Source organism: Desulfofustis glycolicus DSM 9705 (assembly GCF_900130015.1).
GTDB lineage: Bacteria > Desulfobacterota > Desulfobulbia > Desulfobulbales > Desulfocapsaceae > Desulfofustis > Desulfofustis glycolicus.
The window spans coordinates 410,203-422,782 of the sequence record NZ_FQXS01000001.1; the positions used below are offsets into that span (position 1 = coordinate 410,203).

Annotated in this window: 11 protein-coding genes; all 11 read left to right on the forward strand. The window is 63.0% G+C overall.

Annotated features, from left to right (window positions below):
- The first annotated feature begins 103 nt into the window (after positions 1 to 103).
- The 11 genes from BUC26_RS01975 to BUC26_RS02025 all read left to right on the forward strand — a co-directional run bounded on the left by BUC26_RS01975 (position 104) and on the right by BUC26_RS02025 (position 12,555).
- The gene (locus BUC26_RS01975; protein ID WP_073373138.1) at positions 104 to 1,549 is read left to right on the forward strand and encodes an SDR family oxidoreductase; all 1,446 of its coding nucleotides are present in this window, start codon (positions 104 to 106) and stop codon (positions 1,547 to 1,549) included.
- Positions 1,550 to 1,599: 50 nt separating this feature from the next.
- Positions 1,600 to 2,097 carry a Na+/H+ antiporter subunit E gene (locus BUC26_RS01980; protein WP_073373139.1) on the forward strand — a complete coding sequence of 166 codons (498 nt, stop codon included), beginning with the start codon at positions 1,600 to 1,602 and terminating at the stop codon, positions 2,095 to 2,097.
- Positions 2,094 to 2,384 (forward strand): MrpF/PhaF family protein, encoded by a 291-nt coding sequence (locus tag BUC26_RS01985; RefSeq protein WP_073373140.1) that lies wholly within the window; start codon positions 2,094 to 2,096, stop codon positions 2,382 to 2,384. The genes BUC26_RS01980 and BUC26_RS01985 overlap by 4 nt, the downstream gene beginning before the upstream one ends.
- Positions 2,374 to 2,679: a monovalent cation/H(+) antiporter subunit G gene (mnhG, locus tag BUC26_RS01990; protein WP_073373212.1), complete on the forward strand. Its 306-nt coding sequence runs from the start codon at positions 2,374 to 2,376 to the stop codon at positions 2,677 to 2,679. Before BUC26_RS01985 ends, mnhG begins: the two co-directional genes overlap by 11 nt.
- Entirely contained in the window at positions 2,676 to 3,659 is a 984-nt protein-coding gene (locus BUC26_RS01995; RefSeq protein ID WP_073373141.1) for a hydrogenase subunit MbhD domain-containing protein, read from the forward strand. Before mnhG ends, BUC26_RS01995 begins: the two co-directional genes overlap by 4 nt.
- Complete coding sequence (locus tag BUC26_RS02000) at positions 3,656 to 3,964, forward strand: sodium:proton antiporter (RefSeq protein WP_073373142.1); 309 nt, start codon at positions 3,656 to 3,658, stop codon at positions 3,962 to 3,964. Before BUC26_RS01995 ends, BUC26_RS02000 begins: the two co-directional genes overlap by 4 nt.
- Positions 3,964 to 5,442: a complex I subunit 5 family protein gene (locus BUC26_RS02005; RefSeq protein WP_073373143.1), complete on the forward strand. Its 1,479-nt coding sequence runs from the start codon at positions 3,964 to 3,966 to the stop codon at positions 5,440 to 5,442. Before BUC26_RS02000 ends, BUC26_RS02005 begins: the two co-directional genes overlap by 1 nt.
- Entirely contained in the window at positions 5,439 to 6,938 is a 1,500-nt protein-coding gene (locus BUC26_RS02010; RefSeq protein ID WP_073373144.1) for a complex I subunit 5 family protein, read from the forward strand. The genes BUC26_RS02005 and BUC26_RS02010 overlap by 4 nt, the downstream gene beginning before the upstream one ends.
- Complete coding sequence (locus tag BUC26_RS02015) at positions 6,935 to 8,674, forward strand: complex I subunit 5 family protein (protein ID WP_073373145.1); 1,740 nt, start codon at positions 6,935 to 6,937, stop codon at positions 8,672 to 8,674. Before BUC26_RS02010 ends, BUC26_RS02015 begins: the two co-directional genes overlap by 4 nt.
- A 359-nt stretch (positions 8,675 to 9,033) precedes the next feature.
- Positions 9,034 to 12,273 (forward strand): TonB-dependent receptor domain-containing protein, encoded by a 3,240-nt coding sequence (locus tag BUC26_RS02020; RefSeq protein WP_073373146.1) that lies wholly within the window; start codon positions 9,034 to 9,036, stop codon positions 12,271 to 12,273.
- 81 nt (positions 12,274 to 12,354) lie between these two features.
- The gene (locus BUC26_RS02025; RefSeq protein ID WP_073373147.1) at positions 12,355 to 12,555 is read left to right on the forward strand and encodes a hypothetical protein; all 201 of its coding nucleotides are present in this window, start codon (positions 12,355 to 12,357) and stop codon (positions 12,553 to 12,555) included.
- Positions 12,556 to 12,580: the final 25 nt, after the last annotated feature.

Here is a 12,580-nt window from a genome sequence, read left to right on the forward strand (position 1 = left end):
CTATCATTTCGTCAACGACTTCGTGGCGCACAGCAGCGTGGCGCAACCACCAAAAATATGGCAGGATAGACTCCGATCCTCACTCTCTGACGACGAGACCATAATGAAAACCGTCCTGATTACCGGAGCCACCGGATACATCGGTCGCAGACTATGCCATCGCCTGCTCGCCGGGGGCCGCTATCGCATCCGTCTGCTCGTCCGCAACCCGAAAAAAGTCCAGGTGGCGGTGACCGGCAAGGTGGAGATCGCCACCGGTTCCACCTTCGCTGTCGACTCTCTGCAAGCAGCCCTTAACGGCGTCGACACCGCCTTTTACCTGATTCATTCCATGGGCGAACGGGACGACTATCGCCGGCTGGACCGGGAAAGCGCCGAGAACTTCCGCAGCGCCTGCATCACCGCCGGCGTGCGACGCATCATCTACCTCGGCGGCCTCGGCGTGCGGGACAGTGCCAGCAAGCACCTGCTCAGCCGGATCGAAACCGGCGAAATCCTGTCCGCCGAGCCGGAGCGGATCGAGACCATCTGGCTCCGCGCCGGAGTCATTATCGGCTCCGGCAGTGCCAGCTTTGAAATCGTCCGCAACCTGGCCCAGAAACTGCCGATGATGATCACCCCCCGCTGGGTGCGCACCAAGACCCAGCCGGTGGCTATCGACGATGTGCTCTCCTACCTGGAGCAATCGATAGAACTCGACCATCGCGGCAACCTGGTGGTGGATATCGGCGGAGACCCGCTCAGTTTTCAGGACATGATCGTCCAGGCCGGGCGGGCCATGGGACTGCGCCGTTTTTTGGTGCCGGTCCCTTTTCTGTCTCCGCGACTCTCTTCCTATTGGCTGATCCTGTTCACCCCGATTCCCTACCGACTCGCTTCGGCTCTTGTCGAAGGATTGAAGAGCGAAACGGTCCTGCAAAACGACAACGCTGCCCGCTACTACCCCGACATCCGGCCACAGAGCTTCAGCAAGGCGGTGACCGCAGCCATCAAGGAATTGGAGCAGCACCAGGTCATCAGCCGCTGGTGCGACAGCAGCGGCCTGCAGGCCTGCGATATCACCGAGTTCGACGACCCGGCCGGAGCCATCCTGCGCGATACCCGAATCATCCCTTACAAAAATGGAGAACAGCAGGCGGACGTCTTCCGCAGCGCCTGCCGGCTCGGCGGTGAGCATGGCTGGTTCCGCTACCAGTCGCTGTGGCGGCTGCGCGGCCTGATCGACAAACTGCTCGGGGGCTACGGCCTGTCCCGGGGCCGCCGGCAAACCGGCGAAGTGCGGGTCGGCGATGCCATCGATTTCTGGAAAGTGGTCGATATCCGGGACGCCAAACGGCTGCTGCTCTATGCCCAGATGAAACTGCCCGGCCAGGCCTGGCTGGAATTTGACGTCCAGCCCGATCAATTGGTACAAACCGCACACTTCCTGCCGCGCGGGGTGCTTGGCCGGCTCTACTGGTACAGTATCGTACCGCTGCACAACCTGGTCTTCGCCGACCTGGCCCGTGCAGTTGTGCGTGCCTCCCGGGAAAACCCGCAGCCCGGTTAACCGCCGGAAATTCCGGCTTTCATCGACACCTTGTTTGAGAGATAATCGTCATGTTTGCTTCCCTGTGGTATCTGCTCGGTCGCCGGCTGGTCGGTTTTTCCCTGCTCTGGTGGTTGCTGACCAACGGTTCGATCGATTCCTGGCCGGCCGGGCTGATCATGGTGCCCCTCGCGGTGCTGTTGTCGCTAACCCTGCGACCACCCGTCCCGTGGCGAATCAGCCTGCCGGCGGCATTGGCCTTCATCCCGTTCTTCCTGCAGCAATCGATACGCGGCGGCATCGATGTCGCCGGCCGGGCCTTTTCCACCCCCTTGCCGCTTGATCCGGCCCTGCTCGAACACCCTTTGAGCCTGCCCCGCGGGACCGCACGAATTTTTCTGCTCAATACGATCAGCCTGCTGCCGGGAACCCTCAGTGCCGACCTGGTGGAGGACCGGCTGGTCGTTCATTGCCTCGACACCGATGCCCTGGCAGCCGACGACCTGCGCCGCCTCGAAGATCGCGTCGCCGCCCTGTTCATGCTACCCATTCACCGGAGGCGCCAATGACTGAACTCTGCCTCGGCCTGGCGCTCTTCCTGCTCGTCACCATCGTCCTTGGTCTTATCCGCATTCGGCGCGGGCCGTCCGATGCCGATCGGATGCTGTCCGCCCAACTTTTCGGTACCACCGGGGTAGCGATCCTGCTGCTGCTCGGACAGGCCACCGACCGTACCTTCTGGTGGGATGTGGCGCTGGTCTTCGCCCTGCTGTCGGCAGTCACCGCCATTGCCTTCGTCAGCCGCAACGAGCCGTCCGAAACCGCGCAGCAGCAACGGGATGATCATGGATCCTAGAGACATCCTGTCAATCGTCTTCCTGCTGGCGGCGGCGCCGTTTTTTCTCGCCGGCACCATCGGCCTGCTGCGCTTCCCCGACGTGTTCTGTCGCCTGCATGCTTTGACCAAGGCCGATAACCTCGGTCTCGGCCTGATTGTCATCGCTCTAGCGCTGCAGGCCGACACCTGGCTACAGTCGGCCCGACTGCTGCTCATCTGGCTGCTGGTCATGCTGTCCGGGGCCACCGTCGCCCACCTGATCGCCCGCACAGCCCTGCGCGCCGGTCGAAAACCATGGAGTGGACGGTCATGACTCCGGGCCCGCTGCTGCTCTTCGACCTGCTCCTGCCGGCCGTCCTGCTGTGGTTGGCCTGGCGTTCATTGACCAGCAGCGATCTGTTTCGGGCAGTGATCCTGTTCATCGCTTTCAACCTCTTGCTGGCGCTGGCCTGGGTTCGCCTGGAAGCCCCCGACGTGGCGCTGGCCGAGGCGGCGATCGGCGCCGGCGTCACCGGCACCCTGTTGCTCGCGGCCCTGACGCGCATCGAGTCAGCGGCAGGGAGACGGTTATCCCGCCCGGCCCGGTGGCGGCCCGCCGCGCTCGTCCTGACCGGCACGGCCCTGCTGGCGGCTGCAGCCGGTCTGCTCTGGTCCCTGCGATTGCTGCCAACCATGCCCGGCGGCTTGGGTCCCCTGGTCGACCGGCATCTTGCCGAAAGCGGCGTCGACCATCCGGTAACCGCCGTCCTGCTTAACTTTCGCGGCTACGACACGCTGCTTGAAGTTGCGGTTCTGTTACTCGCCGTCATCGCCATCTGGTGCCTGGACGAGGCGGTGCCGTTTCTGCAGCAGCCCCTTGAATCTCCGCTATTGACGGGTTTCAATCGGATGATGTTGCCGATTTTGCTGCTGTCCGCCGGTTACCTGCTCTGGCTCGGCAGTCACGCCCCGGGCGGCGCCTTCCAGGCCGCCTCCCTGCTCGCTGCCGGCCTACTCCTGGCGCTGTTCAGCGGTGCCTCACTACCGGCACAGTGGAGCGGACTACCACTGCGCCTGTTGCTGGTTCTCGGTTTCCTCGCCTTTCTCGCCGCAGCAATCATCGGACCGCTGACCGGCCGTGCACTGCTCCACTACCCGCCGGCCTGGGTTAAACCGCTGATCCTGCTGGTTGAATGGTTGCTGACCCTGTCCATCGCTCTGATCCTCACCGCAACCGTCATCGGTGGCCGACCGACCGGATCCAGGCCGTATCCACCACCCGCTTCACCAGCTGCGGAGGGTCGTCAGCGATGAGCGTGCCGCTGATCTATACCGCTGCCGGGATCTTCCTCTTTCTTCTCGGGACGTACGGACTCGTCGCCTATGCCCACCTGCTGCGCAAGATCCTTGCCGCCAATATCATGGGCAGCGGGGTATTCATGGCCTTTATCGCGGTTGCCGGACGAACGCCCGGCGCGCCGGATCCGGTGCCCCATGCCATGGTCCTGACCGGCATTGTCGTCACCGTAGCCTTTACCTCGGTGGCCCTGGCCCTGGCCGTCCGCATCGCCCGAACCAGCAGCCGGGTCCATCTGTCCGGGCGGGACGAGGAGCAGTAATGGACGCTGTACTGCTCACCCACCCCTGGAGCGTCTGGACGATTATCGTCCCGCTGGCCGCCGCCGTCCTGGCCTTTCTCGTGCCCCGCCGAGCGCCACTGGCGGGCATCATCACCGCGCTGAGCGTCGCCCTGTTCGTGGCCGCTACCGCCTACCGGATTTTCCTGGCCGGTCCACACACCCAGATGCTTGGCGGCTGGCAGGCACCGCTGGGCATCACGCTGCGTGCCGACGGCCCGGCGCTGATCATGCTGCTCACGTCCGGACTGGTAGGTTTGACGGTCAGTTTGTACGCGACGGGCTACTTTACCGCCGCCGACCGGCAGCAGCGCTATTTCTGGCCGCTCTGGTTGCTGCTCTGGGCGGCCTGTAATGCCCTGTTTCTCTCCGGCGACCTGTTCAATCTCTATGTCACTCTCGAGTTGGTAACCCTCTCCTCCATCGCCCTGGCGGCCCTGAACGGCAGCCCGGCGGCCCTTGATGGAGCCATGCGCTACCTGCTGGCCGGACTGCTTGGCTCACTGAGCTACCTGCTCGGTGTGGCCCTGATCTATGGTGCTTACGGTACGGTTGATCTGACCCTGCTCGGGCAAACCGTGCGCGCCGACGGGCTCAGCCGCGCTGCGCTGGCCCTGATGACCGCCGGCCTGTTGCTGAAAACAGCCCTGTTCCCGCTGCACTTCTGGCTGCCGCCCGCCCATGCCTCGGCACCACCGCCGGTCAGTGCGCTGCTGTCCGGCCTGGTCGTCAAGGCCCCGCTGTTGATCCTGTTCCGCCTCTGGTTCGAGGTTTTCCCCGACACAGCCACCGCCGGCATGGCTCATCTGCTCGGCATCCTCGGCTGCGGCGCCATTATCTGGGGATCGCTGATGGCCTTGCGCCAGCAGCGCCTCAAACTACTCGTCGCCTATTCGACGGTGGCGCAGATCGGTTATTTTTTTCTGCTCTTTCCGCTGGCACGGGGCGAGGCGGCCGCCACCGCCTGGGTCGGCGTGTTCCTGCTGGTGCTGGCCCATGGCTGCAGCAAAGCATCGATGTTTCTGGTGTGCGGCACCATCACCCGTCTTGCCGGTCATGATCGGCTGGCCGGGCTCGCCGGCGCCGGCGGCACGCTCGGTGCCCGGCTCCTGGTCTTCGCACTGGCTGCCGTGACCCTGGTAGGGATGCCGCCGAGCAGCGGCTTCATCGCCAAATGGCTGCTGATCAACGCCGCCATTGTTGCCGGGCAGTGGTGGTACCTGGCGACCATCGCACTCGGGACCCTGTTGGCGAGCGGCTACGTACTGCGGGTGCTGAGCCTTGCTTTCACAGAGAGCCAGTCCCCGCCTCTACCCGTCGCCCCGCGCATCTTGCGCTGGCCGCCCCTGGCCCTGTCCGTCGTCGCGGTGCTACTCGGCCTCGCCGCCTTCCATCCCGCCGTGCTGACCCTTGCCGGCGCACCGGTTTCCGGGATTATTCTGCTGGAGATGGTGCCATGAGCTGGCGGGAAGCACTCCCTGTACTGATTGTCCTGAGTTCCCTGATACCGGGCCTGATTATTTTCACCCTGCCTGAAGAGCGGCAACGCCTGCGTACCGCACTGAACCTGGGCGGCGCTCTTGTGAAATTGAGCCTGGTTGCCGTGCTCTTTCCCTTTGTCTATCTCGGCCAGTCATTCGTCTTTCGGTTGCCGCTGCTGCCCGGCATGGACCTGGTACTGCACGCCGACGCCCTTTCCCTGCTGTTTATCGTCCTGTCGGCGTTTCTCTGGCTGGTCACCACGCTGTATGCGATCGGTTACCTGGAAGGCTCTCCCCACCGCAGCCGCTTTTTCGGGTTTTTTAGCCTCTGCGTCAGTTCCACCACCGGCATCGCCCTGGCCGGAGACCTTATCAGCTTCGTCATTTTCTACGAGATGCTGACCATATCCACCTACCCGCTGGTCGTCCACCGCGGCACTCCCGAGGCGCTGCGCGCCGGGCGCATCTATCTGGCATACACGCTCAGCGGCGGCATCCTGCTGCTGGTCGGAACCGCCTGGCTGCGGGTCATCGCCGGAGATCTGGCCTTCGTCGCCACGGGCATCCTCTCGGCTCTCGACCCGTCGCTGCACCCGTCGCTGATGGTCATCTTCCTGTTGCTCATTCTCGGTCTCGGCGTCAAAGCGGCACTGGTGCCGCTGCATGGCTGGCTGCCCCTGGCCATGGTCGCACCGGCGCCGGTCAGCGCGCTGCTGCACGCGGTAGCCGTGGTCAAGGCCGGCGCCTTCGGCATCATGCGGGTCGTCTATGACGTCTACGGCATCGAATTCGCCGCCAGCCTCGGCCTGTTGCAACCGCTGGCGCTGATTGCCGCCATGACTGTTATCTACGGGTCCGTGCGGACCTTATTCCAGGATGATCTGAAACGGCGGCTGGCCTACTCCACGGTCAGCCAGGTCTCCTATATCGCCTTGGGCATTGATGTCGCCGGGCCGCTGGCAACCATCGGCGGTCTGGTCCATCTGGTCCACCAGGGTATGATGAAAATCACCCTGTTCTTCTGCGCCGGCAATCTTGCCGAAACGCTCGGCATCCACAAAATCAGCGAGATGAACGGCGTCGGCCGGCGTCTCCCCTGGACCATGGCCGCTTTCACCATCGGAGCCCTCGGCATGATCGGCCTGCCGCCACTGGCCGGGTTTATCAGCAAGTGGTATCTAGTCCTCGGCGGCCTGGAAGCCGAGCAGAACTGGGTCATCGTCGTCCTGATGCTGAGCACGCTGCTCAACGCCGCCTATTTTCTGCCGATTATCTATCGCATCTGGTTCGGCGCCCCGCCGCAATCCTGGCCGCGAGATCGGGTGCGGGCCGATGGCCGGGAGACCTCGCTGCTGCTCCTGCTGCCGCCCCTGGCGACAGGCCTGCTGGTCATCATGCTCGGACTGCTGGCCGCCGCACCGTTCAGCCCGTTGCAATGGGTCCAGATCATCACCATCCGGGAATACATACCATGAATGTTGTTTTCACCCTCGCGTCGATACTGCCGTTACTAGCGATCCTGGCCCCCATTCTGTTGATCGCGGGTCTCTCTGTCGCGCGTACCTGCCCGGTCGCTCTTCGCCTGGCGCCATGGGGAGCCCTGCCCGGTCTGGTATGTGCACTGCTGCCCGCCGGTGGCGACCTGAATCTACCCTGGCTGCTGCTCGGCAGCAGTCTGGATCTCGATACGACGGGTCGGAGTTTTCTCTTTCTCTTCGGGATGCTCTGGCTGGCAGCAGGTCTTTACACCCGCGGATATCTTGCCGATGACCCGAAGAAAAAGCGGTTCTGGATCTTTTTCCTGTTGACGATGTGCGGCAACCTGGGATTACCGCTGGCCAAGGGAGTCCTCGACTTTTACCTGTTTTTCGCGCTGATGAGTTTTTCCGCCTACGGCCTGGTGGTACACGACAACAGCCCGTCGGCCCGCCGGGCCGGCCGCCTCTATCTCTCCCTGGTTCTTATCGGGGAAGTGCTCCTCTTTGTCGGCTTCGGACTGGCGGTCAATGGTGCGCAATCCCTGCGGCTGACGGATATCTCCTACCACCTGGCCACCGCTGACCAGCGAGACCTGATCATCGGGCTGCTGCTCGCCGGTTTTGGTATCAAGGCGGGGATCATTCCCTTGCATATCTGGCTGCCTCTGGCCCATCCGGCCGCACCGGTACCGGCCAGTGCCGTCCTGAGCGGGGCGATGATCAAGGCCGGCCTGCTCGGTCTGATGCGCCTGCTGCCGCTTGGCGAGGCGCTGCTGCCCGGATGGTCGCAGGTTTTGATTATTTCCGGAATCATCATGGCCTTTTATGGCGTGCTGGTCGGGCTTTGCCAGATTCAGGCCAAAACCGTGCTTGCCTATTCAAGTATCAGCCAGATGGGGTTCCCGCTGATCGGCCTCGGCCTCGGCCTGGCCCAGCCGGCCGCCTGGCCGCTGCTGACCGGGGCGGTCACTTTTTACGCGCTGCACCATGGACTGGCCAAGGGGACGCTTTTTCTCGGTGTCGGCATGAGTTCTGCGCCATCAACGGGGTCACCCAGGCGGCTGCTAATCGCCACCCTTTTGATTCTACCAGCCCTGTCGCTGAGCGGCGCACCGCTGACCAGCGGGGCGCTGGCAAAAAGCGCCCTCAAGCCGTTTCTCGGCGGGGCCCCGGATATCTGGGCAGCCTCCCTGCCCTGGCTCCTGTCACTGGCCGCGATCGGGACAACCCTCATTCTGGCCCGGTTCTTGTTCGTGCTTTACGCCGGCACGGACCAGGGGCATACCCCAAAACCATCGATGTGGGCCGGATTTGGACTGAGTGCAGGTGGCGTTCTGCTCTGCGCCGCAGCTCTGGTGCCGCTTGGCGAAAACCGTCTCGAGATGCCTTCCCCCGGCTGGAATCAACTCTGGCCGGTGGCCGTCGGCATCCTGCTGGCAGGCGCTTTCTGGTTCAGGAGCAGAGGCCGCAGCGTAGCACAGGAACCGGTGATTCCGGCAAGCGATCTTTTCGTTCTTCTGGAGTCAGCAGGTACGGCCGGCAACATAGCGGGCATCGCTGCGAAACTCTCTTCCTCCTTGCAAAAAGGTGCAGCTGGAGTCGCTGCAGCGATTGCATCAATTCGCCTGTCTGGTGCACACGATTTGCCACCCGTCTTCGAACTGGTTCTCCGCCGTTTGCCGGCCGCCGGGGTATGCTTCACCATACTGCTCCTACTGCTGCTCTTCCTCTGACCCCCATGACCGGGAGTCTCAACGAAACAAGAAACTCTCTAGTTTCTTAAAAGAAAATCATTTCCCCGGGCTGGCCGGTCCTGCCGGAAGTTGCATCGCGAAGGCCCGGCAGGCCGGCAGGACCGAAGGGCTTATTTATAACGCCTCCAGCAAAAAAATCTTGCAAACTCCTAACAATTTAAGTAGCCATTACTAATGGTATAATCCATTTGACAGACAGGCTGAGCGCCGCGGCTGCTTCTGCTGCTGCCGGCACGTCGCGGAATATCGCCTAACTTCAACCACCAGAGAAACCGGCACGACGAACCACGACAAGAAGACAAAGCACGACCGGAAATAGCTCAACGGAGGGGGAATCCATGATTTTGATCCGGGGAATTGCGGCCATTGTCTTTGCTTGCCTGCTTTTTATGTCCATCACCGCAGCAGCGCGCTGTACCGACCCGGTCGGCCGGCTGGCTGCCCTCCAGGGCCAGGCGGAGATCCGCCGGTCCGGAGAGACGACCTGGCAGACCGCCACCAGAGATGAAATGTTCTGTCCCGGCGATCTGCTGCACATCGGCCGCGGAGGCCGGGCGGCGGTCGTGCTGGAAAACGAGACCGTGCTGCGCCTCGACCAGAACTCCACCGTCACCTTCGGCGTCCCTGAGCGGGGACGCTTCCTGCTCAATCTGCTGCGTGGCGCCCTCCACATTTTCAGCCACCGCCCCCGTGCGCTACAGGTCGCCACCCCGTATGTCAACGGCACCGTGGAAGGCACTGAATTTCTGGTTACCGCCGATGACCGGCAGAGCCGGATCACGGTGTTTTCCGGCCTGGTTATCGCCGCGAACCGACACGGCCGCCTGGATGTTGGCACCGGTCAAACGGTGCTCGCCCGGCAGGACTCGGCCCCGGTTTATGAGCTCGTCCTTCGGCCGCGCGATGCGGTACAGTGGACCCTGTACTATCCGGCCATCCTGACCGACTCATACCGTGTGCCGGATGACGGCGTATCGGCCTTGCTGCGGCAGGCGACTGCCGCCCTGGCCGCCGGCAGGGCTCGTGAGGCCCGCGACGCCTGCGCCACAATCCTCGCTGACACCCCTGACAACAGCCGGGCACTGTCTCTACTGGCGATCATCGAGCTGACGCAGAACAACCGCCAGGAAGCAACAAGCCTGGCACGCCGGGCCTGGGACGCCGCGCCACGCACCGCCACCGCCGGTCTGACCCTCTCCTACGCCAGGCAGGCTGCCTTCGACGTCGACGGAGCCCGCGCCATACTGACGGAAACGATGGCCGCCATCCCGGACAATCCGCTGATACTGGCCCGACTGGCCGAACTCCAGCTTGCCGCGGGGGCGCGCGATGAAGCCGTCGCCACCGCGCACAAAGCGGTGCAATTGGCCCCGGAGAACGCCCTGGCCCGGGTGGTCCTCGGTTTTGCCCACCTGGCCCGGGTCGAGATCGAGCAGGCAGAGCAGGCCTTCAACGAAGCGATCGACCGCGAACAGCTGTTGCCACTGGCTCGTCTCGGTTTCGGCCTGGCCCGAGTCCGCAGCGGCGCTGTCGCCGAGGGCCGGGCTGCCATCGAGCTGGCTGCAGCCCTGGATCCCGGCAACTCGCTGATCCGCAGCTACCTGGGCAAGGCCTATTATGAAGAGCGACGGGACGGCAACGCCCGGCGGCAATACCTCGTCGCCAGGGAACTGGATCCGGCCGATCCGACCCCGTGGTTTTACGATGCCATCCGTAAGCAGAGCATCAACCGGCCGATCGAGGCGCTCCACGACCTGCAGCAATCGATCGAGCGCAACGACCGGCGGGCCGTCTATCGCTCTCGCCTCCTGCTCGACGACGACCTGGCCGCCCGCAGCGCCAGCCTGGGCCGAATCTACCAGGATCTCGGCTTTGAACAGCTGGCTCTGGCCCAAAGTTGGCAGTCACTGGCCGCCAATCCGGCCAACTATTCGGCGCATCGCTTCCTCGCAGACAGCTATCACGCCCTGCCGCGCCATGAAATCGCCCGGGTCAGCGAATTATTGCAGTCGCAGCTGCTGCAGCCGCTCAACCTGACCCCGGTGCAACCGCAACTGGCGGAGAGCAACCTGGCCATTCTCGACGGCGCCGGTCCCGCCGCCGCCACCTTGCACGAGTTCAACCCGCTCTTTTTAAGAAACCGCCTCACCTTGCAGGCCAGCGGCGTGGCCGGCAGCAACGACAGGTACGGCGAAGAGTTGACCCATGCGGCGATCTGGAACCGCTGGTCCTACAGTCTCGGTCAGTTTTATTACGCCAGTGACGGCTTCCGGCAGAACAATGAGCAAGCCACTTCCCTCTACAACGCCTTCCTTCAGACGATGCTGTCACCGGACACCAGCGTCATGGCCGAACTGCGTTTCCGGGAAAAATCATTCGGCGACTTGGCACTCCGCTTCGACCCTCAGGATTTTCAGCCGAGAATCGAACAGGAAGACGACATTGCCAGTCTACGGATAGGCACCCGTCACGACCTCGCGGCCAACTCAACGCTGCTCGGTACTGCCGTGATCAGTTCCACCGAGGGCAGCGCCGCCGGTATAGAGGAATTCGGGATGAGCATCGATATCAGCAACGACTCCGACAATGGCATGGCGGAAATCCAGCACCTGTATCGGAGCTCCCGTTTCAACCTGCAGAGCGGGGCCGGTTATCTCGTCTCCGACCAGACCGAGGAAATCGCCTTCTCTCCGCCCATCGCCAGCCCGTCCATGGCGGATACAACGACCAAACATGTCAATGCCTACGCCTATGCCCAGCTCAATCTGACACCGGAACTCACCGCCACCGCCGGACTCAGCGGCGACCTGCTCGACAGCCCGGTCAAGGACCGGGAAGAGCTGAACCCGAAACTCGGCGTCAGCTGGCAACCACTGGACGGTACCCGGCTCCGCGCGGCTGTCTTCAAAAACGTGCAGCGTCGCCTGATCTACGCGCAGACCATCGAGCCGACCCAGGTCGCCGGGTTCAACCAGCTCTTCGACGATTTCGCCGCCACGTCGGCCTGGACCTACGGGGTCGGTATCGACCAGAGCTGGTCGGATTCCTGGTTCGCCGGCCTGCAGGTTTTTCGACGGGAACTGGAGGTGCCGTTTCCCTCGGTCGGGCCGACCGGGATACCGGAGCAAGTCGAGGACGACTGGCGGGAGGATATCGGTTCGGCTTATCTCTACTGGACCCCATGCCGCTGGGCGGCACTGGGGCTTGACTATTATTACGAGCGTTTCAGCCATGATCGCTGGGAAGGACCGCAGGGAATCGCCGAGTTGACCACACACCGGATCACACCGAAGATCCATCTCTTTCACGAGTCCGGCTGGCGGGCGGCTGTCGAGGCGAGCTATCTCGACCAACATGGCGACTTCGGGTCGACCTTTGTCGGCTTCTCCGGCGACAGCGATCGCTTCTGGGTGGTCGATCTCTCGCTCGGCTACCGGTTACCGAACCGACGCGGCCTTATCAGTCTGGAGATGAAGAACTTATTTGACGAGACGTTTCGTTTTCTCGATACGGACCCGGCTCAGCCACGCCTGCTGCCGGAGCGGCAATTTATGCTGCGTCTGACCTTATCCTGGTAGTTGGAGAGACCGCCCGAGAGCCAAGCAAGGTCACGACGGGCAGTCTCAGTCATGCAACCATTGCCGACGGAGGGAGAAGCAATGAGTAAGAAAGCACAGGTTAAAGGATTTCATTTCAAGGGCTTTGACGAAAGCGGCGAGCCAATCATTTTCGACGGTAAAAATAAAAAGCTGACCAGCCAGCCTGGTCCGCCGCCCGGCGAACTCGTGGAGGCCATTCTCATCTACCACGAAAACCCGACCTGGGTCTGTATCGGTGGCAAATGGTATCGAATCGGCTGAGCCGGTTAAAAAAGGGGCTTGAGAC

Coding starts and splice junctions, on each gene's coding strand:
- BUC26_RS01995 (WP_073373141.1), top strand. CDS start 2,676: ATGACTCCGGGCCCGCTGCTGCTCTTCGACCTGCTCCTGCCGGCCGTC.
- BUC26_RS02005 (WP_073373143.1), top strand. CDS start 3,964: ATGGACGCTGTACTGCTCACCCACCCCTGGAGCGTCTGGACGATTATC.
- BUC26_RS01985 (WP_073373140.1), top strand. CDS start 2,094: ATGACTGAACTCTGCCTCGGCCTGGCGCTCTTCCTGCTCGTCACCATC.
- BUC26_RS02025 (WP_073373147.1), top strand. CDS start 12,355: ATGAGTAAGAAAGCACAGGTTAAAGGATTTCATTTCAAGGGCTTTGAC.
- BUC26_RS02015 (WP_073373145.1), top strand. CDS start 6,935: ATGAATGTTGTTTTCACCCTCGCGTCGATACTGCCGTTACTAGCGATC.
- mnhG (WP_073373212.1), top strand. CDS start 2,374: ATGGATCCTAGAGACATCCTGTCAATCGTCTTCCTGCTGGCGGCGGCG.
- BUC26_RS02020 (WP_073373146.1), top strand. CDS start 9,034: ATGATTTTGATCCGGGGAATTGCGGCCATTGTCTTTGCTTGCCTGCTT.
- BUC26_RS01975 (WP_073373138.1), top strand. CDS start 104: ATGAAAACCGTCCTGATTACCGGAGCCACCGGATACATCGGTCGCAGA.
- BUC26_RS02000 (WP_073373142.1), top strand. CDS start 3,656: ATGAGCGTGCCGCTGATCTATACCGCTGCCGGGATCTTCCTCTTTCTT.
- BUC26_RS02010 (WP_073373144.1), top strand. CDS start 5,439: ATGAGCTGGCGGGAAGCACTCCCTGTACTGATTGTCCTGAGTTCCCTG.
- BUC26_RS01980 (WP_073373139.1), top strand. CDS start 1,600: ATGTTTGCTTCCCTGTGGTATCTGCTCGGTCGCCGGCTGGTCGGTTTT.